Source organism: Flavobacterium sp. CF136 (assembly GCF_000282055.1).
Lineage (GTDB): Bacteria > Bacteroidota > Bacteroidia > Flavobacteriales > Flavobacteriaceae > Flavobacterium.
In genome coordinates this window covers 1-22,282 of sequence record NZ_AKJZ01000035.1, presented here as the reverse complement: position 1 = coordinate 22,282, position 22,282 = coordinate 1, and the positions used below count along the sequence as shown (strand labels likewise).

General features: G+C 34.3%; 15 protein-coding genes. 9 read left to right on the top strand and 6 right to left on the bottom strand.

Going from position 1 to position 22,282, the window contains the following annotated elements; all coding sequences use genetic code 11:
* Positions 1 to 368: 368 nt before the first annotated feature.
* From glmS to PMI10_RS11960, 3 genes are read right to left on the bottom strand one after another with little or no spacing between them, the layout of a single operon-like run.
* Positions 369 to 2,219 carry a glutamine--fructose-6-phosphate transaminase (isomerizing) gene (glmS, locus tag PMI10_RS11970; protein WP_007808154.1) on the bottom strand — a complete coding sequence of 617 codons (1,851 nt, stop codon included), beginning with the start codon at positions 2,217 to 2,219 and terminating at the stop codon, positions 369 to 371.
* Between the two features lie 10 nt (positions 2,220 to 2,229).
* Positions 2,230 to 3,897 carry a DUF4270 domain-containing protein gene (locus PMI10_RS11965; RefSeq protein ID WP_007808153.1) on the bottom strand — a complete coding sequence of 556 codons (1,668 nt, stop codon included), beginning with the start codon at positions 3,895 to 3,897 and terminating at the stop codon, positions 2,230 to 2,232.
* A 21-nt stretch (positions 3,898 to 3,918) separates the two neighbouring features.
* Positions 3,919 to 4,725 carry a glycogen/starch synthase gene (locus PMI10_RS11960; RefSeq protein ID WP_007808152.1) on the bottom strand — a complete coding sequence of 269 codons (807 nt, stop codon included), beginning with the start codon at positions 4,723 to 4,725 and terminating at the stop codon, positions 3,919 to 3,921.
* A gap of 78 nt (positions 4,726 to 4,803) precedes the next feature.
* Between PMI10_RS11960 and panC the strand changes: the two genes are divergently transcribed.
* The 5 genes from panC to PMI10_RS11935 all read left to right on the top strand — a co-directional run bounded on the left by panC (position 4,804) and on the right by PMI10_RS11935 (position 10,726).
* Complete coding sequence (panC, locus tag PMI10_RS11955; RefSeq protein WP_007808150.1) at positions 4,804 to 5,682, top strand: pantoate--beta-alanine ligase; 879 nt, start codon at positions 4,804 to 4,806, stop codon at positions 5,680 to 5,682.
* 14 nt (positions 5,683 to 5,696) lie between these two features.
* Complete coding sequence (gene panD / locus PMI10_RS11950) at positions 5,697 to 6,047, top strand: aspartate 1-decarboxylase (RefSeq protein ID WP_007808149.1); 351 nt, start codon at positions 5,697 to 5,699, stop codon at positions 6,045 to 6,047.
* 179 nt (positions 6,048 to 6,226) lie between these two features.
* Complete coding sequence (locus PMI10_RS11945; protein ID WP_007808148.1) at positions 6,227 to 7,381, top strand: alpha/beta hydrolase; 1,155 nt, start codon at positions 6,227 to 6,229, stop codon at positions 7,379 to 7,381.
* The gene (radA, locus tag PMI10_RS11940; protein WP_007808147.1) at positions 7,381 to 8,742 is read left to right on the top strand and encodes a DNA repair protein RadA; all 1,362 of its coding nucleotides are present in this window, start codon (positions 7,381 to 7,383) and stop codon (positions 8,740 to 8,742) included. The genes PMI10_RS11945 and radA overlap by 1 nt, the downstream gene beginning before the upstream one ends.
* A 19-nt stretch (positions 8,743 to 8,761) precedes the next feature.
* Positions 8,762 to 10,726 carry a transglycosylase domain-containing protein gene (locus tag PMI10_RS11935; protein WP_007808146.1) on the top strand — a complete coding sequence of 655 codons (1,965 nt, stop codon included), beginning with the start codon at positions 8,762 to 8,764 and terminating at the stop codon, positions 10,724 to 10,726.
* A 200-nt stretch (positions 10,727 to 10,926) separates the two neighbouring features.
* On the opposite strand, the gene PMI10_RS11930 is transcribed toward PMI10_RS11935, so the two are convergent.
* Positions 10,927 to 11,676, bottom strand: a complete 750-nt coding sequence (locus tag PMI10_RS11930) for a LytR/AlgR family response regulator transcription factor (protein ID WP_035631788.1) — start codon at positions 11,674 to 11,676, stop codon at positions 10,927 to 10,929.
* Positions 11,673 to 13,490 carry a tetratricopeptide repeat-containing sensor histidine kinase gene (locus PMI10_RS11925; RefSeq protein ID WP_007808144.1) on the bottom strand — a complete coding sequence of 606 codons (1,818 nt, stop codon included), beginning with the start codon at positions 13,488 to 13,490 and terminating at the stop codon, positions 11,673 to 11,675. Before PMI10_RS11925 ends, PMI10_RS11930 begins: the two co-directional genes overlap by 4 nt.
* Positions 13,491 to 13,680: 190 nt before the next feature.
* Here PMI10_RS11925 and PMI10_RS11920 point away from each other — a divergent pair, with 190 nt between their 5' ends.
* The 3 genes from PMI10_RS11920 (at position 13,681) to PMI10_RS11910 (ending at position 17,205) form a co-directional block, all read left to right on the top strand.
* Complete coding sequence (locus PMI10_RS11920; protein WP_007808136.1) at positions 13,681 to 14,841, top strand: vWA domain-containing protein; 1,161 nt, start codon at positions 13,681 to 13,683, stop codon at positions 14,839 to 14,841.
* Positions 14,842 to 14,869: 28 nt separating this feature from the next.
* Positions 14,870 to 15,493, top strand: a complete 624-nt coding sequence (locus PMI10_RS11915) for a murein L,D-transpeptidase catalytic domain-containing protein (protein ID WP_007808127.1) — start codon at positions 14,870 to 14,872, stop codon at positions 15,491 to 15,493.
* Positions 15,494 to 15,558: 65 nt separating this feature from the next.
* Positions 15,559 to 17,205, top strand: a complete 1,647-nt coding sequence (locus PMI10_RS11910) for a DUF4139 domain-containing protein (protein WP_007808126.1) — start codon at positions 15,559 to 15,561, stop codon at positions 17,203 to 17,205.
* A 71-nt stretch (positions 17,206 to 17,276) separates the two neighbouring features.
* Here PMI10_RS11910 and PMI10_RS11905 read toward each other — a convergent pair whose 3' ends face one another.
* On the bottom strand, positions 17,277 to 18,314 hold the full coding sequence (locus PMI10_RS11905; RefSeq protein ID WP_035631787.1) for an NADP(H)-dependent aldo-keto reductase: 1,038 nt from the start codon (positions 18,312 to 18,314) through the stop codon (positions 17,277 to 17,279).
* Between the two features lie 513 nt (positions 18,315 to 18,827).
* Between PMI10_RS11905 and PMI10_RS21690 the strand changes: the two genes are divergently transcribed.
* On the top strand, positions 18,828 to 22,282 hold a 3,455-nt coding region (locus PMI10_RS21690; RefSeq protein WP_162129565.1), incomplete at its 3' end, for an Ig-like domain-containing protein.

Here is a 22,282-nt window from a genome sequence, read left to right as displayed (position 1 = left end):
ATTTAATAAAAATACATACAGGTTAAAAAAAATTTGACAATAAAAAAAAACAAGTGCTAATTCTTTCTTTTTTAACATTATTTGTATTTTCTTATTTTAAGATAAAGGTCAGGAGCAAACATAATTAGGAATATTAATCAGGCTTATTATTTGGAAATGAGGTTTGATACTCTATGTCTCCTTTTGTATTCTGCTTGTTAACGGCTATTGAGGTTTAAATGTAATCAGCTACAAAGAATGACATAGACGCTTATAGTCTTCAGAATAAATGGACATTAATATCCCACTAAGCAAATGTTGAAAATATTGGCAATAAAAAAAGCGAGACATTATGTCCCGCTTAATAAATTGTTGTTTTGTATATATCCTTATTCGACTGTAACCGATTTAGCTAAGTTACGTGGCTGATCAACATTACATCCTCTCATAACAGCGATATGATAAGATAAAAGCTGTAAAGGTATTGTAGTGATTAGTGGTGACAGTGCATCAGAAGTTTCAGGAATTTCTATTACATAATCAGCCAATTCACGAACTTGTGTATCACCTTTGGTTACAACGGCAATAATTTTTCCGCTTCTGGATTTTATTTCCTGAATATTACTTACAATTTTATCATAATGACCTTGTTTAGGAGCAATCACAATAACAGGCATTTGCTCATCAATTAAAGCAATTGGACCGTGTTTCATTTCGGCTGCCGGATAACCTTCAGCATGTATATAAGATATCTCTTTAAGTTTTAAAGCACCTTCCAGAGCTACCGGAAAATTATAACCACGGCCTAAATACAAACAATTTGGCGCATCTTTAAAAGCTGCAGCAATTTCTTTTGCTCTGTCATTGGTCTCCAATGCTTCAGCAACTTTTTCCGGAATTATTTCTAATTCTTGTAAGTAAGTATGAAAGTCAGTGTTTGATAAAGTTCCTTTAGCTTTTCCCAGTCGCAATGCAATCATTGTCAAAACGGTAATCTGAGTTGTAAAAGCTTTAGTTGAAGCAACTCCAATTTCCGGTCCTGCGTGTGTATATGCACCTGCGTGACTCTCTCTTGAAATTGATGATCCAACAACATTACAAACTCCAAATACAAAAGCGCCATTTTCTTTAGCCAATTTAATAGCGGCCATTGTGTCTGCTGTTTCCCCGGATTGGGAAATTGCAATAACAACGTCATTTTTATTGATAATTGGATTTCTGTATCTAAATTCAGAGGCATATTCTACTTCAACAGGAATACGGGTAAACTCTTCAATAACATATTCGGCTACAAGCCCGGCATGCCACGAAGTTCCACAAGCCACAATGATAATACGATCTGCATTCAGGAATTTTTCGATATTGTCTTCAATACCTGCTAACTGAACAATTCCTTTATTGGCATTAAGTCTTCCTCTGTAAGTATCTTTAATTACGCTTGGTTGTTCGTATATTTCTTTTAGCATGAAATGGTCATAACCTCCTTTTTCAATCTGCTCCAAATTCATCTGAAGTTCTTGTATGTAAGGATCTACCAAAGAGTCATCTTTTATTTTTCTAACTTTAAGAGGTTTATGCAATCTGATATTTGCCATTTCACCATCTTCAAGATATACTGCGTTGGGAGTATATTCAATAAATGGAGATGCATCAGAAGCAATAAAGTATTCTCCTTCACCAACACCGATTGCCAATGGGCTTCCTAATCGGGCAGCTACAATTTCGGTTGGGTTTTTTTTATCAAAAACAGCTATGGCATAAGCACCAACGACTTGATTTAGTGCTATTTGAACAGCTTTCCCAAGTTTTATTTTCTCTTTTTTCTGAACCTCTTCAATTAAGTTAACCAAAACTTCGGTGTCAGTATCTGAATGAAATACATATCCTCTTTTTTTCAACTCTTCTTTAAGTGGAGCATAATTTTCGATTATCCCATTGTGAATAATAGCTAAATCTCCTGAGTTTGAAAGATGTGGATGTGAGTTTACATCATTGGGAACCCCATGTGTTGCCCAACGGGTATGTCCAATTCCAATGGTTCCGTTTGTTGTGAAATTTGCTTTTGCTTTTTCCTCAAGATCCGAAACTTTCCCTTTTGTTTTACAAAGTTTAATCCCTGATTCCTGATCGTATAACATTACACCAGCACTATCGTAACCTCTGTATTCGAGTCGTTTTAATCCTTTGATAACAATAGGATACGCCTCTCTATGACCTATATATCCAACAATTCCACACATATGTTATTTATTAATTTGGTTTAGTGTAGTAAATTTCTAATTTTAATTTTTTCTCTTCCGGAACATTTTGCGAAACGATTCCTCCATATAAAACTGTTCCTAATGGGCTCATTACCGAAGCTCTTGGAACTTCAGATATGGCACTGCCAACATTAATTTTAGTTTTGTCCAATTTAGCAGAAGCAGTTGTATTAATGTCTTCAGTAACTACCAAGCCTAGTTTTACGTTGGCAACAGCAGCATTTCTCATAATGCTTCTAATATAGTTTGTAATTCTTATTTTGTAAGTTGTACCTCTTTTATTTGCATCGACATTGATCATGCCTCCAAAAATTGATTTAGCTTTTTTCGGGTCACCTGTTATAGATGTACTTCCGTCAAAAGAATAATCATTAAGAATTGTATTATTGGTCAGATCATACAAATAAATTCTATTTGGTTCAATAGCTCCGGCCATTGTATTAGCATCAATATGAAAAACCAGATTGGCTTCGTTTACTCTCCAATTTTTAGCAGTATAATTATGTCTAATCTCATCTAATTCATCCGGAACATTATTCGGGGTGGTTATCACATTCCCATCACTACCATATTGAATTAAATCCTCGCCAAATAGTTCAATCACTGCCATTGATCCCTGACCTCCTTTTAAATATAATTTTTCATCAGCAACCTTATCATTTGCCGCAGCAGTTGTGTAGTTAGAATTAGGGTTGCTTTCTTCTAATAAACTAACAGTATTTCCGGTTAAATTTATAACAAGACTTCTTGATTCCATTACTGTTTCAGCATCAGTAGTTATAGCCGTTTTAGCTTTATAAAAAATATTTATTTTCCCTGATTTAAAATCTAACATTGCCATTGTGCTTGGCAGAATTCCTGATTTTTCTACTTTAAAATACAATCCTTTAAAGTAGTTTTTAAATACGTCATCAGCAGCTAATTGATTTGCAGTAGCGCCAAATATTTTGGTTTTAAAAAAATCTTTGTTCAAATGCAAACGCATTTCAGGCTTAATTCTTTTAATGATTTCAGCGGTAGTCTCTGTTTTTGGAGTTTTTTCGGTTATTTCTTTTGAATTAAAAAAGAATCCATCATTTTCAGATTGATCAGCTGCATCGTTTAATCTTGCTCCTAGTGCTTCAGCCTGTGTTTGGAAATCACTATTTCTGTCAGTACTGTAAAATTTGCTTACATCATAATTATTGGCATTGTAAGTATTCAGAAAAACACCTGATTCGTAAACGCTTAATTTAATTTTTCCGTCTACAGGACCATAAATAGAATCTAATGTATAGGTTGAAATCCCTTCGGCAGTGGTTGTAGTCTTGCTTGCATCTACAAAATATGGAATATTTAAAGTTACACTATCAATTGCAACTCCCTCACCTAAATCCGGTGCATATGAGGTGAGTGAAACCTGAGTGTTGAAATTTGCTGTAGTGGTTGCAAAAACAGGATTTTCAAAAATCCCTAATGCGTTTACTGCTAAATTATTTGAAGCTACCGGAGTAACTTTTTGATTATAAGCATTTACGCTATAAATGTCTGCTGTTAAATCAAAATGATCGTTCCCAATTAAATCATCGCCAATGGCATTAAAGTCTTTATCGCAAGAATAGAAAAAAGCAACTGTTGCTATTAATAGAATTTTCTTAATAAAAGAAGTATTGTACATGTTTAATAATAATGTTAAAATTTAAAGCCCCATACTTTTATAGAAATTTGTATACGCTTCAGCGAATGCATCTTTCGTGGCGAAAGGTAAAAAAGGTTTTCCTGAAGATTCTATAAATTTTGTTAAACTTGGTGATACGTTTTCAGAGGCAATTATTACAGCATCTGAATGTAAAATGCTTGCTTTTAGGATATTTTCGTAGTTTGGTGTTTCTAAATCTACAATGTTCTCATGCGGAACACCATCAAATTTCACCTTGTTAATCATTTCTAAATCAAGATTTTCATCAAAAGACTGCCCGTAAACAGAGGTTACAATTTTAGTTTCAGAAAATAAAGCTTCGTTTTTATAATAATGTTTCATATAAATTGGCAGCATTGAAGCCAGCCAGCCATGAACGTGAATTATATCCGGAACCCAGTTCAGTTTTTTTACAGTCTCAACAACTCCTTTTGCGAAAAAGATTGCTCTTTCATCATTATCAGGATATAAAACACCCTCTTCATCTGCAAAAGTTGCTTTTCGTTTAAAATATTCATCGTTATCGATAAAATAGACCTGAATTCGCTCTTTGGGAATTGATGCTACTTTGATAATCAAGGGCATATCTAAGTCGTTCACTACCAAATTCATCCCTGAAAGTCTGATTACTTCGTGTAATTGATGTCTTCTTTCATTAATATTTCCATATCTTGGCATGAAAATTCTTATTTGACCTCCCTGATCATTAATCATTTTCGGAACGTCATAAGACATTAATGAAACCTCATTCTCAGCCAAATAAGGCACGACTTCAGATGATACATATAATATCCTCTTATCTTTCATAATAGTATTTTACTTAATTTTTGGTAATAAAAACGTTGCAAAATTACAAAAATTTATGCAGTTATTAACTAATATATTATGTTTGCACTAAATTTTAATAATACCGCCATGCATATTTTCTACGGTAAAGTAGCTCTGATAGGATATTTAAAAACTATCAAAACCACAAATTCTACTATTGGGTTTGTACCAACGATGGGCGCTTTACATCAAGGACATCTGGCTTTAATGCAACGTTCGCTTAAAGAAAATGATGATACTGTTGTGAGTATTTTTGTTAATCCCACTCAGTTTAACAATCCTGAAGATCTGGAAAAATACCCAAGAACCTTAGAAGATGATGTGAAAAAAATGCGTGGTTTAAGTGATAAAATCATTTTGTACGCCCCTTCGGTAGATGATATTTATGAAGGAAATACGATTTCGCAGGATTTTGATTTTGATGGATTGGAAAATCAAATGGAAGGAAAATTCAGGCCGGGACATTTTAATGGTGTCGGAACAATTGTGAAACGTTTATTTGAAATTGTTTCACCGACAAATGCCTATTTTGGAGAAAAAGATTTTCAGCAATTGCAAATCGTCAAAAAAATGGTTGAAAAGAATAACTTATCTGTTAATGTAGTAGGGTGTCCTATTTTCAGAGAAGAAAATCAACTGGCAATGAGTTCCCGAAACGAGCGTTTAACTGCTGAAGAAAGAAAAGAAGCAGCGATAATTTATAAAACCTTAACAGAAGCAAAAGAAATATTTCAGACGAAAAGCCCTGAAGAAACAATTGAATTTGTAGAGAATTCTTTCAGGAACAATGATAAGTTTGATTTGGAATATTTTGTAATTGCTGATGAATCGACATTATTGCCTATAGAATACAAAAGTAAAGATAAAAATTACCGTGCATTTATAGCAGTATTTGTTAATTCTATAAGGTTGATTGATACCATTTCATTAAATTAATTTACCTTTGCAACATGCAAATTCAAGTTATAAAATCAAAAATTCATCGTGTAAAAGTAACTGGAGCTGATTTAAATTATATTGGCAGTATTACTATTGATGAAACATTACTGGAAGCCTCAAATATTATTGAAGGTGAAAAAGTATCTATTGTAAACATTAATAATGGGGAACGTTTTGAAACTTATGCTATAAAAGGCGAAAAAAATTCCGGAGAAATTACACTCAACGGACCCGCAGCAAGAAAGGTTCAAAAAGACGACATTATTATTATTATTTCATATGCAACCCTGGATTTTGAAGAAGCGAAAACCTTTAAGCCATGGATTGTTTTTCCTAATGAAAATGATAATTCGCTAACCTAAAATTTTCTTTTAAATCTTAACTTTTTTCTCATTTGTCAAATTTATTTTTGCACAAATAAAATTCCTTTTGCCCTAATAATTTCTTTGCTTTTTAAAATTTCATCCTAAGAAAAAAGCAAATAAAGTATTATATTGCTACACATTTTATTACTTTTTAATTCTCTGAAATTTCCCAAATCATGAAAAAAGTTTACTTATTATTTATCTTAACCTCAATTTCTGCTTTTTCGCAAAAAAAATTCGACAACATCAAATCCGAAAAACTTGGAGAAGAGCGCAGAATAACCATAGGACTTCCGGAGTCTTATGAAGCAAATCCTAATAAAAAATACCCAGTTTTGTATTTGCTGGATGGCGATTATCTTTTTGATGCTTTTTCTGGAGCAGTAAGTTATGGCGCATATTGGGATGATTTGCCGGAAATGATAATTATTGGAATCCATCAGAATAAAGATGGGGAACGTTATGAAGATTGTACTATCGAACAGGTTAGTGGGCTTCCTGATGAAAAAGGCGCTAAGTTTTTCGAATTTATAGGAGCTGAGTTAATCCCGTATGTTGAAAAAAATTATCGTACTTCTCCTTTCAGAATGATAGCAGGTCATGATACCACTGCCAGTTTTATTAATTTTTATTTATATAAAGATGACCCTCTTTTTAAAGGATATATTTGTCTAAGCCCTGAGCTTGCGCCAAAAATGGAAATACGTATTCCTGAGAAATTTGCTAAAGTAAAAGAACCGTTTTTTTATTATTTATCTGCAGCTGACGGAGATATTAAAAGTATCAAAGAGCCTATAGAAAAATTAGACAGCAATATTAAAATTGCTAATAATCCGTTAGTGAATTATAAATACGATTTATTTAAAAATTCAACCCATTACACAGAAGTTTTGCATTCGATTCCAAATGCGCTGTATCAAATTTTTGAAGTTTACAAACCAATTAATTCTGCAGAATATAAAGATAAAATAGCTGTTTTGAAATCCGGATATTCGGATTATTTAGAGAATAAATATAATATAATGTCGACTGTTTTTGGTGTTCAGATTCCTGTTAGGATGAATGATTTTAAATTAATTGAGAACCTTATCCTGAAGAATAATCTGTATGATGAATTAGGGAAAATGGCTGAAATTGCAAATGTGAGTTATCCGGCAGCAATGTTGGGTGAATATGAGATGGGTTTGATGTATGAAAAAATGGGTGATCCGAAAAGAGCAGCAAAAAAATATCAAAATGCTTCACAAATGGTACCAATTGGCGATTTGAACAGAGATATGATGTATGAAAAAATAGATGAAATGAATCTGCTTGCAAAAAATAAAAAATAATGTCGAAAGTAAAAACTTCCTTTTTTTGTCAAAATTGCGGAACCCAATATGCCAAATGGCAGGGGCAATGTAATGCTTGCAAAGAATGGAATACTATTGCAGAAGAAATTATTCAGAAGCAGGAAAAAGTCGCCTGGAAAAGTGAACCAACTTCAACAAGTAAAGCGCCACGGCCATTAAAAATTAATGAAATCGATTCGGCTCAGGAAATTCGAATGAATACGACTGACGGTGAATTAAATCGTGTTCTTGGGGGAGGATTAGTTCCGGGATCCTTAACGCTTTTGGGAGGAGAACCGGGAATTGGAAAAAGTACACTTTTACTCCAGATCTCTTTAAAACTACCCTATAAAACGCTTTATGTTTCCGGCGAAGAAAGTCAGAAACAAATAAAAATGCGTGCCGAAAGAATCACACCAAACAGTGACAATTGCTATATTCTGACTGAAACTAAAACACAGAATATTTTTAAACAAATTGAAGCTATTGAACCTGAAATTGTAATTATAGATTCGATTCAGACTTTGCATACCGATTATATTGAATCGACAGCCGGAAGTATTTCTCAGATCAGGGAAACTACTGCCGAACTGATCAAGTTTGCCAAAGAAACCAATATTCCGGTTATTTTAATTGGACATATTACGAAAGACGGAAATATTGCCGGGCCAAAAATTCTGGAGCATATGGTAGATACCGTTTTACAATTTGAAGGAGATAGAAATCATGTTTACCGAATTTTACGGTCGTTAAAAAACCGTTTCGGATCAACTGCAGAACTCGGAATCTATGAAATGCTGGGAAGTGGTTTACGGGAAGTAAGCAATCCCTCAGAAATATTAATTTCGCACAAAGACGAAGAGATGTCCGGAACTGCGATTGCCACTACGATGGAAGGCATGCGTCCGCTGATGATCGAAATACAATCGCTTGTAAGCACAGCAGTTTACGGAACACCCCAACGAAGTACAACTGGCTACAATGCTAAAAGATTAAATATGATTTTGGCAGTTTTAGAAAAAAGGGCCGGGTTTCGTTTAGGAGCAAAAGACGTTTTCCTGAATGTAACCGGAGGAATTTCTGTTGATGATCCAGCGATAGACTTAGCGGTTGTTGCCGCCATTTTATCCTCAAACGAAGATATTCCGGTAACAAAAGGATTCTGTTTTGCCGGTGAAGTCGGGCTTTCAGGTGAAATTCGCCCTGTAAATCGTGTTGACCAAAGAATTCAGGAAGCCGAAAAATTAGGTTTCAACACTATATTTGTTTCTAAATACAATAAAATCACCTTAAAAAACACAGGAATCAAAATTGAATTAGTGGCTAAAATCGAAGATGTAGCCAGTATTCTTTTCGGTTAATTTTTTATAAACCTACTTTATGAAATTTCCAAAACAAAAAATATTCAAAGTACTTTTAATACTTGCCCTGGTATTAGGAGTGCTTTTTTTAGGATTTTACTCTTTTCGCGATTCACTTTTAAAACAGGCGATTGCCAAAGTAACCCATAAAATGAATGTCGAATACAACAGTACATTTTCTGTAAAATCGGCTTCGTTTGACGGATTGTCAGGTATCAAACTAACCAATGTAATTTTGGTTCCCAAAAATGCCGACACACTTTTCAATATTCAAAAAATTGAAACCAGTATAAGTCTATCAAATTTATTGATTGGGGATGTTCAGATTGGAACTTTAAAAATCAATAATGGATATATTCAATTGGTTAAAAAGGGGAAAGTCCGCAATTTTGATGCCTTTTTAAAAAAGGATGATACTGAAAAAAAGACTGATGAAAAACGGAAATATGCTGATTTTGCTTATCGGATTATTTCAAAATTATTGAATTTAGTTCCTACTGATATGAAGTTGGAGAACCTTAATTTTAAGATTGATGACAATGGCAAAACAGCTTTGGTCATTATAAATAAGTTGGTTTTAAACAATAAAGAACTGGAAACAAATTTGCATGTTAAGAGCAAGAATTTTGATCAGCGATGGAATATTAAAGGGTTTGCCGACCCAAGAAATAAAAAAGCCGATATTCGTTTTTTCAATTTAGATACCGGCGCTATCAAAGTTCCTTATTTGGATGAACGTTATAATTTAAAAGCAAGCTTTGATTCGATCCGATTAAATGTAGAAAACATTGATAAGGATGGAAGTGAATTGCATATTGATGGTTATACTTCTATTTCAAATTTAAAAATCAATCACCCTAAAATTGCCAGTAAAGATGTCGTGATTAAAAATGCGCGTTTTGATTATCGTTTTTTATTAGGCGAGGATTTTATCTCGATCGACAGTACTTCAACAATGCAATTGAATAAAATAAAAGTACACCCGTATGTTTCTTATAATACTGAATCAGATACGGTTTATACTTTAAAAGTTGATATTCCAAAAATGAAAGCCCAGGATTTTATTGTTTCTCTGCCTGACGGTTTATTTACTCACTTTCAGGGAATGGAAGCTACGGGTAATTTTGATTATAAACTCGATTTCAAATTCAATAAAAACAAACCAAATAAGTTGGTTTTTGACAGTAAATTAAATAAAGAAGACCTGAAAATCACGAAATACGGAGAAGCAGATCTTAATAAATTAAACGGCGAATTTGTGTATCGTGCGATTATACAAAATGTATTGCAGCGCCCTGTTTTGGTTGGAAATGCAAATCCGAATTATACTCCTTTAGACCAGATTTCACCCTATTTGCGAAAATGTGTGCTTACGACTGAAGATCCTTCTTTCTTTTCGCACAGAGGATTTATCAATGAAGCTTTCAAACAATCAATTTTAAAGAATATCAGGACCAAAAAGTTCTCTCGTGGTGCCAGTACGATTAGTATGCAATTGATTAAAAATGTTTTCCTGACACGGGAAAAAACACTTTCGCGTAAGCTGGAAGAAATTTTGTTGGTTTATATTTTGGAAAACAACCGTGTGGTAAGTAAGGAAAGAATGCTGGAAGTATATTTTAATATTATTGAATGGGGACCAAATGTGTATGGAATTGGAGAAGCAAGTCATTTTTATTTCCAGAAAAGGCCATCGGATCTAAGCGTGGATGAATGTTTATATCTGGCCACTATTATTCCGAAGCCCCGAAAATTCATGTATCAGTTTAATGATGAAGGAAACTTAAAAGATTATGCATTACAAAATCAAAAATTCTTAAGGAACTTAATGTTTCGCCGCGGTCTTTTAGTTCCTGAAGATACGCTTGGGCAATTGCCGGTTTATATTTCGGGGAATGCACGTTCTTTAATCCGTATTAAAGTACCAGATTCAGCTACAGTTCCGGTTGATTCTTTGTCTATGGGAGAGGAATTTGATCTTTAAACACATTTCACAAATTAATTACAACGGATATTTTGCTCGTAAAGTGACATAGGTTTGTCATTTCGAGGAACGAGAAATCACACTCGTGATTCGACAAAGATTGGCGATTTTAGGCACGGGATTTCTTGTGTGATTTCTCGTTCCTCGAAATGATAATATTGCGTTTAAAACTTCGTGGCTTAGCGTCTTCGAAGCAAAATTTATTTAAAATTCTTAAGGAATTCCTCTTTATAAGTAGGCGAGATTTCAATTTCGGCTCCATCATTTAAAGTGATAATTCCGCCTTTGTTATAAGACTTCACACAATTCAGATTAATGATATGGGATTTGTGAACACGTATGAAAGGCAGTGGTAAAATCTCAGAAAAGTGTTTTAAAAACCGGCAGACCATTTTTTTATCTCCGTTATTCAAATACAAATCGGTGAAATTTCCATTGCCCCGAAGACGAACAATTTCTTCCATTTTCACGACTTCAAATCCTTCAAGAGTTGGTAAAATAACTTGTTGTTTTTCAGGTTTGGATTCATGAAAATTTTCTACAATAATTTTGTTCCTGTTAAATATTTCATGATTCATGATCTGATGGTGCACTTTGTTTACCGCAACAATCAATTCTTCGATGCTGATAGGTTTCAATAAATAATAGGCTGCACTTTGATTTAATGCTTTCAAAGAATATTCTGAAAAAGCAGTTACAAATATGGTTTCGAATTGCAAATCTTTACAGGCTTCCAAAACATCAAAAGCATTTCCGAAGGGCATTTCAACATCCAGAAAAACCAACTGTGGCTGTATTTCGTGCAGCAACGGAACAGCTTCTTTTATATTCTGAGCTTCGCCGACAACCTCAACCTGCGGACAATATTTACTCAAATAATTCTTGAGTACTTCACGTGCCGCCAATTCATCCTCGACAATTACACTTTTTATCTTCTGAAACGTCATCATATTTTATCAATTAATGGAAAAACAATTTCGACTATTGTCCCTGATTCCGGCAATGTTTTCTCTTTAATCTGGAAAGAAATATTCTTTTTATACAATTCATTCAGCAAACCAATACGTTCTTTAGTATTATTAAGCCCTCGTGATTCATGCACTTTCTGATTGCTTGTTTTGAGTTCCTGACTTTTGGTTAAACCAATTCCGTTATCTTCTATAACAACTACTACTTTTCCGTCGACAAGCTGAAATTTAAGATATAGAAAGCCTTTTTTATCGAGATAACGCAAACCGTGCCATATTGCATTTTCCAGATGTGGCTGAATAATCATATTCGGAATAAATACACTTTCTAAATCCAGTTCTTTGTCGGCAATGATTTCAAAATCAAATTTATCTGCAAAACGTAAATGTTCTAAGGCTAAATATTTTTTTAACTGCTCAATCTCCTTATCCAGTATAATGAAATCCTTATTGGAATTCTCCATCATATTCCGCATCAAATTAGAATAGGAAGTCAGGTATTTGTTGGCTTCCAATTCTTTATTTTCAGAAATAAACTGGTTTACGCTGTTTAAACTATTAAAAATAAAATGCGGATTCATTTCGCGGCGTAACGATTGTAAAGCGATTTCCTTATTTTTAGTTTTTATGGAATATAGTGCTTTCACAATAAAAAGAAACAAAAGCAAAAGCAATAAAATGGATCCTAAAAGAAAATAATTGAACGTGTTTTTCTTTGAAATTAATTCGTCTTTCAGTGTTTTTTCTTTTTCCAACTGGCGAATTTTCCCTTCAGTTATCTGAAACGTTTTAGCATCAATTAAGCTCGTATCGGATTGGATTAATTTGTCGAAGTTTTGAAAAAACTGCTCATAAAGCGCCATACTTTCTTTTTCGTTTCCTTCAGATTTATAATATTTTACCAAAGCGGATAAACTTTTTTTAACTTCCGCTGAATTCCCTTTTTCAGATGCTAAATCATATGCTTCCTTTAATGATAAAAGTGCTTTTTTAGGTTCTTCTTTTTTAAAATAAAGTGACGCCAGTGATTGTAATTGCTTTATTTGGTTATTAAAATCCTGTTTTGTTTCTGCTTCCGCCAAAAGCTTTTCGTTAATAACAATTGCTTTGTCAATTTGGTTGTCAGAAGCATATACTTTGGCAATTTCATTTTTGATTTTAATAACTGTTTCCGGTTTGTCTTTTGCGTAAGTCAGTGCGTTTTTATAACTCTCAATAGCAACTTCCTTGTTTTTTTGCTGTAGCGAATTTTCTGCTTTTTGAACATATGCCGCGGCAACTTCCTCTGCTTTGTTTTCTTTTTTGAGCAGTTCAATATTTGATTCGACGTAATCTGCCTGGGTTACGGGAGCAGCCCGCGTTCGTACACGATTGGCATCATTTAAATTGATTTTCTCTTCTCTGTCATCCTTGGAAATTGCACCTGCAACTTCATAATTTTTAATTGCAGACTTAAATTTATTTTGATTTTCCTGCGTTTTGGCCAAGCTTCTTGTTACTCTGGTCTTATCCTCAACACGATTTAGTTTTGTGTAACTTTCTAATGCCTTTTTATAGTATTCTTCCGCTTTTGCATTGTCTCCATTATTCAGGAATTCATTGGCTAAACGTTCATAATTCTGACCAATCTGTCCTTCATCATTTACCTCTAATGCTTTTTTTAAATCTTTGGTTACCACTTTCATTTTTGAGGCCGGAGCAGCTTTCTTTTTAGAAATAGAATCCTGTGCTGTTATTCCCAAAGGAAAGAACAACAATATAAATGAAGAATAAATAAGTACTGAATATAAACGCATTATAGTTCTTTGAAGCCAGCCAGAATCAATTTGTTTTCAGGCTGAAGATTAATAATGTAAAGTAAAGTATTTTAAAATCCTTTTACAACCTGTTTCACCAAGTCAAAAGCCGGTTTCACCATTTCTGCAAAAAAGGAGGGTTTTTAGTTTTTAAGTTTGATCTGTAATCACAATTTAAAAACCAGAAATTATGAAATCAAATATTTTTTTCTCAGCACTTTTAGCAACCGTGATCTCATTGGTAAGCTGTAATTCTTCGAATGCAAATTCAAAAAAGAATAATGAAATCGAAAAATCATTAACAACTGAAAAAACCAAAATACAGGTTGCTCTTCTGTTAGACACTTCCAGTAGTATGGACGGGTTAATCGACCAGGCAAAATCAAGACTTTGGAATATTGTAAATACATTAACGACTTTAAAGTACTCCGGGCAAACTCCAGATATTGAAATCGCTTTGTATGAATATGGAAATGACGGATTGTCAAAAGAATCCAATTATATCAGACAAATTGCACCGCTTTCCACAGATTTAGATTTGATTTCGGAGAAGTTGTTTTCATTAAGTACCAATGGTGGTAACGAATATTGTGGAGCAGTAATTCAGGACGCAACAAAACAATTAAAATGGGCTAAAGACAATAATAATATGAAGCTGATTTACATTGCCGGTAACGAAGATTTTAACCAGGGAGGTATTAATTATAAAGAAGCCATCAGCAATGCCTTGAAAAATGATATTTATGTAAATACTATTTTTTGCGGAGATAAAACAGAAGGTATAAACATACTGTGGAAAGATGGTGCCGATCATGGAAAAGGGAAATATTTTAATATTGATTCAAACGAATCCGTGAGATACATAGCAACTCCTTATGATGATGAAATCACAAAATGTAATGTAAAAATAAACACAACTTATATTAGCTACGGAAAACAAGGAAATGCAAAAAAGATGAATCAGGAAGTTCAGGATAGAAATGCACAAGGTGTTTCTGCGGCAAATTATGCTGAGCGTGCAGTGAGTAAATCAAAGGCTGTTTATAAAAATGACAGTTGGGATCTGGTTGATAAAGTAAAAGATGATGCTACGGCAATTTCAAAACTTAAAAAAGAAGAATTACCACAAGAGCTTCAGAATAAATCTGCAGAGGAATTGAAAGTAATTGTAGCCAAAAAAACCAAAGAAAGAGAAACAATTCAGAAAGAAATTAGCGAACTGGCTAAAAAGCGTCAGCAATACATTGATACTGAATCCAAAAAAACAAAAACACAGGATGATTTAGGAAATGCAATAAATAGCTCGATTGTTGCTTTTGCAAAAGTGAAAGGCTATACTGTTGAAAAATAAACTGGATTCTGAAATCAATCTGTAAAACATGAAAAAGAATATTTTCATCTTGTTTTTGAGTAGCGTTTTTTGTGTCAGTCTTGCCTGTCGTAACAATGAAGAAAAGCCGTTAACAACTACAAATTCAAAACCGGTATATTCCTATGAGGAGAAATTAAAAAGAGAGATAACTGAGATCAGAAGATTTTTGGGGAAATCTGCGAAATATAATTCAGATGTTGCCTTCTTTTTAGACATGAGGATAGAATCAGGAAAAAACCGGTTTTTTATTTACGACTTAAAACACAATAAATTAATCAACAGAGGTTTGGTGGGTCATGGATCCGGTTCAGAAACAGGAATTCCGGGAAAACTGCAATTCAGCAATGTAAAGAACTCGAATTCCAGTTCGTTAGGAAAATATGCAATTGGCGGTTCTTATTCAGGAAGATTTGGAAAAGCTTATAAATTATACGGTTTAGACAAAACCAACAGTAATGCTTTTGACAGAAATGTAGTGCTGCACAAATATGCTGACGTTCCGTTTGAGGAACAGATAAAACCAATTTGCAACAGTTTGGGATGTCCGATGGTCAATGAAAAGTTTTTTGAAGTAATTGAAAAAACAATTGATGCTTCTAAAAAGAAAATCATTCTTGTCATGTACTATTAAATCAATTCATTTTTTGATACTTGTAATCTATATTTTTATAATAAAAACATCTTAAAAACAAACCGATGAATAAAAAGCAAGCCATAGCGCTTTTACTGTTAATTGGCACTTTTGCCTTTGCGCAAAAACCAATTTTTACAACAGCCAAAGTAAAAGCCGCAACTGTATATTTTAATGCCGCCGAAATTTCGCAAACGACATCTTTAAATTTACCTTTAGGAACAAGTGAAATTGTGATAAAAAATGTTGCGGTTGATCTGAATGAAAGCTCAATTCAGATTGGTACGCCAGCAAACGTAACAGTTCTTTCGGTTCAGTTTACTAATAATTATATTTCAGAATATGAAACGGATACAAAATCTCCATTATTAAAAAGAGTTAGAGACAGTATTGTTTTGGTTCAGAAGGAAATCCAGAAAGTAAATAATACCATAAATTCAGAAACAAAAACTATTGAACTTTTAGATAAAAATCAACAGATTTCAGGTGTTAATTCAGGCTTAAATGTAACCGAATTAATAAAGATGGTTGATTATTACAAAAATAAACAACTCGAAATTGCCAATACAATTAATACTCTTTCGGAAAAACAGCAAAAACTGAATGAAACACTTCAAAAACTAAATGATAAACTTGAAATTGATACCAGTAAAGAAGAAAAAACTTCATCGGGAAAATTAATTGTTCAGGTGATGAATAATGTTGCGGGGGCAGTTCCATTGGAAATATCATACTTAACCAATAATGCAGCCTGGACTCCATTTTATGATTTACGTACTGAAAGTGTGAGCGCTCCAATTAATATGATGTATAAAGCACAGGTAGTTCAGAATACAGGAATTGACTGGAAAAAAGTAAAACTAACTTTGTCAAGTGGTTTTCCAAATCAAAATAATCAGGCACCAATGTTAAGTTCATGGTTTTTAAGAAATGATATTGTTCAGGCAAATTATGGTTATCGCCAAAAAAGTAAAATGAATCAACTTCAGGGGAGGGTTGCAGGGCTTGCGGTGGATCAGGAATACAAAAAAAGTGAGACCGAAGTTATGGCCGCACCAGTATTGGCGGAATCCTCAGTTTCAAATTATACTACTGTCGAAGAAAACCAGCTTAATGTTTCTTTTGACATTGATATTCCTTATGATATTTTATCTAACGGGAAAGTACATAGTGTATCACTAAAAGAAATAAAACTGCCGGCATCGTATAAATATTACGCTGTTCCAAAAGCAGAAAATGAAGCTTTCCTGCTTGCAGAAATTGCTGATTACAGTAAATATAATTTATTAAGAGGTGAAGCCAATATTATTTTTGAAGGGATGTATGTGGGAAAAACTTTTATAGAACCCAATCAAACCAGCGATACTTTGAATTTAAGTATGGGACGTGACAAGAAAGTATCTATAAAACGTGAAAAAGTGGCTGATAAGTCCGGAACTAAGTTTTTATCTTCAAAGAAAGAGCAAACCTTCACTTATGATATTACGATAAGAAACAACAAAAAAGAAGCGGTAGAATTGTTGTTAAAAGATCAATATCCGCTGAGTACAAATAAAGAAATTGAGGTTGAATTGTTGCAAAGTGACAGTGCAAAAGTAAATGCCGAAACAGGAATCTTAACCTGGCAATTGCAATTGAAATCAAATGAAACCAGGAAAATCAGGATTAGTTACAGAGTCAAATATCCTAAAGATCAGACTTTGAATTTATAAACTCTTTCAAATAAAAAAAACCAGATAACTTTTGAAGTTATCTGGTTTTTTGGTTACATTAAAACTCTAAATTATGGTGCCGGATCCGGAATAATAGTTTGAACCGCATCAATTTCGGCCAAAATTTCGTTTGAAAGCACGATATCAATTGTAGCGATGTTTTCTTTTAATTGTTCCATTGTTGTTGCGCCAATGATGGCACTTGTTAAAAATGGCTGTTGCAATACAAAACCCAAAGCTAATTCTGTTAATGTTAAACCATGTTTGTGTGCAATTTCCTGATACAAACGGGTTGCCTGGGTGCTTTCTTCACTATTGTAACGCTTGTATTGTGGAAAAAGATTGATTCTCGCGTTTGGAAGTGGTTCACCGGTTAAGAACTTACCGGATAAAACGCCAAATGCTAAAGGAGAATACGCTAATAAACCCACTTTTTCATGCATCGATACTTCTGCAGAACCAACTTCAAAAAGTCGGTTTAATAATGAATAAGGATTTTGAATGGTTTTGATCCTTGGAAGATTCTGATATTTGCTTTCTTCAAGAAAACGCATCATTCCCCAGGGATTTTCGTTTGAAACGCCAATGTGTTTTATTTTCCCTTCTTTAATCAGCCCATCAAAAGTTTCTAATACTTCCCGAAAATTATCTTCCCAGATTTCGTCCTGAACTTTAAATCCCCGTTGTCCAAAACAATTGGTTTTTCGCTCCGGCCAGTGTAGCTGATATAAATCAATATAGTCAGTTTGCAGTCGTTTTAAACTGTTCTCTAAAGCATATTTTACACTTGCAGGGGAAAAATCCGCTTTTTCGCGCATATAGGTAAAATTTGGATTTGGTCCTGCAATTTTTGAAGCTAAAACAACTTTGTCACGATTACCTGTTTTTTTAAACCAGGTGCCAATTATTCTTTCTGTACTTCCGTAAGTTTCTTCCCGGGCAGGAACGGAATACATTTCGGCAGTGTCAAAAAAGTTTACCCCTTTTTCAAGCGCATAATCCATTTGCTGATGTCCTTCTGCTTCTGAGTTTTGTTCACCGAAGGTCATAGTACCAAGGCAAATTTTACTGACTTCTATATTGGTGTTGGGTAAAGTTGTGTATTTCATTTTTTCGAGTGCGAGTGTTAATATGTCTCAAAGGTACAACCGTATTTTTTAAATGAAAAAAAATGAAAAGTTAAAAAAATTCAAAAGCTTTTCCCTGTTAAAATTCATTTTTTAATTCAGGAAATCTTTTTCAAAACTAAAAATTATCCAGACGTTTCTTTTTTTATTCATACTCATTTACTTACAAACAGGTGTCTTGAAGAGGTTTTTATGAGTAAGATATTACTGAGTTTTTTTTGTTTTAGTATCCGGAAAAAGGCAGTTCATCGGTTATAATACCAGTTCATCTAAAACTTCAAAAATTTCATAAATATGTATTATTTCAGAAGTAATTTTACACATTATTACTTAAGGATAATTAATAAAAAATACAGATCCATTGCCTGGTTTTTTGTGTAGACAGATTGATTGAAAATCTTAAAATTTAGATTTTGTTTGCTATCAAAAAAATATAGGATGCTAAAAAAAATAATTATTAGATATTATTCCTTGACAGAATTTAAAATTTTTTATATGAAGAAAATTCTACTTATTTTATTTATAAGCTTGTTCCAAAATTTCATTTTTGGTGCCACGATTACCAGTACAGGTACTGGTGGAAACTGGAACGCAACAAGCTCCTGGTTTGGAGGTATTGCTCCGACTGGGGCAGATGATGCAGTAATTACAAGTGGGGTTACAATAACTGTTGATAAACCCGAACCTGCAATCGCTCCGTGTTCAATTACAACAACAACTAACGCATCTGCTCTTACTTGCGGAACTTCACCATTATCATCATGTGGAGGGGTTTTATATATTGGTGACGGGACAAGTGCTATGAGTTTGATTATGAATCAAAATTTAGATCTTACATGTTTAGGTGCGATTCAGCTTATAGTAAGGAATAATGCTACTTTGGATTTTTCAGGAGCTAATAATGATTTAAAATTGGCTTCAGGATCTGTTATTGTGTTTGAAACAGGTTCTGCTATATACAGTGGCGGCGGCTGTAGTGCTTCTGATAGAATTTATATTGGGGGGTCAGTTGTTGGGAATTGTAATGGGAGTGGAAGCATACCTTCTTTTTCAGAAATAGTTGCAAATGGAGGTATTAATGAAGCAGGTATTTTATCAGGGAATCAATATATTTGTACTTATGGTACCAATACGACAACTTTTACTTCGACATCATCCGGAGGTACTTGGTCGAGCAGTAATCCTTCAGTTGCTACGGTAAATTCTTCTTCTGGTCTTGTGACCGCTGTGGCGGCAGGAACCGCAATAATAACTTATACCCGTTCAGGTGTATCAGCTACCAGAAATGTTTATGTAAGTTCATCAGGTCCAGGAACTCCCGGAGCAATAACGGGAACTACAGCTCAATGTCCTTCAGTTACGGGTCAAATATATTCAATAGCTGCGGTAAGTGGTGCAAGCAGTTATACCTGGTACGTACCGACAGGATGGACAATAACAGCAGGACAAGGTACAACAAGTGTAACTGTAACTTCCGGAACTTCCGGGCAAAATGGTAATATTCAGGTAAATGCTGTAAATGGTTGTGGAACCGGGAATGGCAGCTACCAATGGGTTACTGTTGATCCTGTCCCATCGGCACCTGGTACAGCAGCGCCATATTCACCTGATTGTACTCAATTTACTGCTCAATGGGCATATACAAGTTATGCAACAAAATATTTTCTGGACGTATCGACAAACAGTAGTTTTTCAACATTTGTTACTGGATATAATAATTTAGATGTTGGGAATGTTTTGAATTATACCTTAACAGGATTAAATCCAGGGACAACATATTATTACAGAGTCCGCGCCTATAGCAATTGTGGCACAAGTGCTAGTTCTGCAACTATGAATTCTGCAACAACGGCTAGTCCAACTACAGCACCAACAGTTTCAGCAGCGACAAATCCGGATTGCAGCAGTGCAACACTAAATTGGAATTCAATAGCTAATGCGACAGCCTATTATTTAGATATAGCTACAGACAGTGGTTTTACAAACTTTGTAACCAACTATAACAATCTATATATAGGATATTATCCATCAGGATATTATGCTGGTGGTTTACCAGCCGGAGCATTGTATTATAGAGTAAGAGCAACAAACGGGTGTAATGTAACCACCGCAAATTCTAATACAGTAACCTTTCAAACAACAGCGCCTTTAGGAGGTTCAGTTGCTCCTGCCCAAACTATTTGTGCAGGGACATCACCTACAAGTAATCTAACATTAAGCGGATATACAGCTGTAAATACAGCAATAACTAATTGGCAAAGTGCCAGTGATGCAGCTTTTACAACCAATGTATCCTATATTTCTGAGACAACTAATGTTTTGTCTATTGCTAAAATAGGTGTTTTAAATGTTAATACTTATTTTAGAGCTGTTATACAAAATCAATTCGGATCTTGGTGTACATCATATTCTACTCCTGTTTTAATAACAGTTAGTAATTCAATTTCGGCCGCTTCATCAAGTCCTACACCTTGTATTAATACAGTAATGACTACGATTACACATACAACGAGTGGTTTTACAGGAATAGGAACTCCTACAAATTTACCTGCCGGAGTAACTGCCTCTTTTGCATCAAATACCTTAACCATTAGCGGAACTCCGACAGTTTCGGGAACTTTTAATTATACTATTCCATTAACAGGGGGTAGTTGTGGTACTGCAAATGCTACAGGTACAATTACGGTTAGGGCTTTATTTACATCGGGAACTATATCTGCTACAGGAGAGACAATTTGTAGTAATACAATTCCAACAGCAACTATAGGAAGCACTATAGCCGCAAGCGGAGGAGATACTGCTATCACTTATCAATGGCAATATAGTACAGATAATACTTTTGCGACAGGAGTAACTACGGTTAGTAATAATACAGCAACTTATAAACCTACCCAAACGTTAACGCAAACGACTTATTATCGTCGTCAGGCTAAGGATGGAAGCTGTAATACAACATACACTAGTTCAGCAAATATTTGGACAATAAATATTGCAGCTGCTAATACAATAACTTTAAGTTCTGCAGTAGGAACAGATTCGCAAACAAAATGTATTAATACCGCAATAACTAATATTACGTATTCAACTACCTTAGCTACAGGAGCAACTTTTTCAGGTTTGCCAACTGGAGTAAACGGTTCATGGTCAGGTAATGTGGTAACGATTAGCGGAACTCCGACAGTTTCAGGAACTTTTAATTATACTATTACATTAACAGGCGGTTGTGGGACAGTTACCAAAACGGGAACAATTATAGTAGACACTTTAAATGCTCCATCTTTAGGGACAATAACCTCTCCAACTTGTGGAGTATCTACAGGAAGTGTTGTATTAACAGGTTTGCCAACAGGTAGCTGGACTTTAAACAGAGCCGGTACTTCAACAGCGACGATTACTGGTACAGGATCAACTACCACAATTTCGGGACTTGCTCCTGGAACATATACATTTACGGTTGCAAACGGAACTTGTACTTCTGATCCTTCTCTGCCTTTAAATATTACGCAAACAACTAATACCTGGGATGGTGTAAAATGGTCAAAAACAGGAGATGCTACACCACCAACATCTGATGATATAATTGTTTTTGCGGGTAATTATACATCATCCGGAGATTTAAATGGATGTAGCTGTATTGTGAATTCAGGAGCCGTTACGATACAATCGGGTCATACATTAACGATTGCTAATGCAGTAAATGTTAATGGCGGTACTTTAACATTTGACAATAATGCCAGTTTACTACAAACTAATAATGTAACAAATACGGGAAGTATTATCTACAAGAGAAATTCTGCTCCGATGAAAAATTTCGATTATACATATTGGGCATCACCTGTGGCTGGACAGACCCTATTTAATTTGTCGCCTAATACACTTGCCGATAAGTATATGTCTTATTCCGGTACTGGTTGGCAAATAAGTTACGGAGGAACAGCTGTTATGCAGCC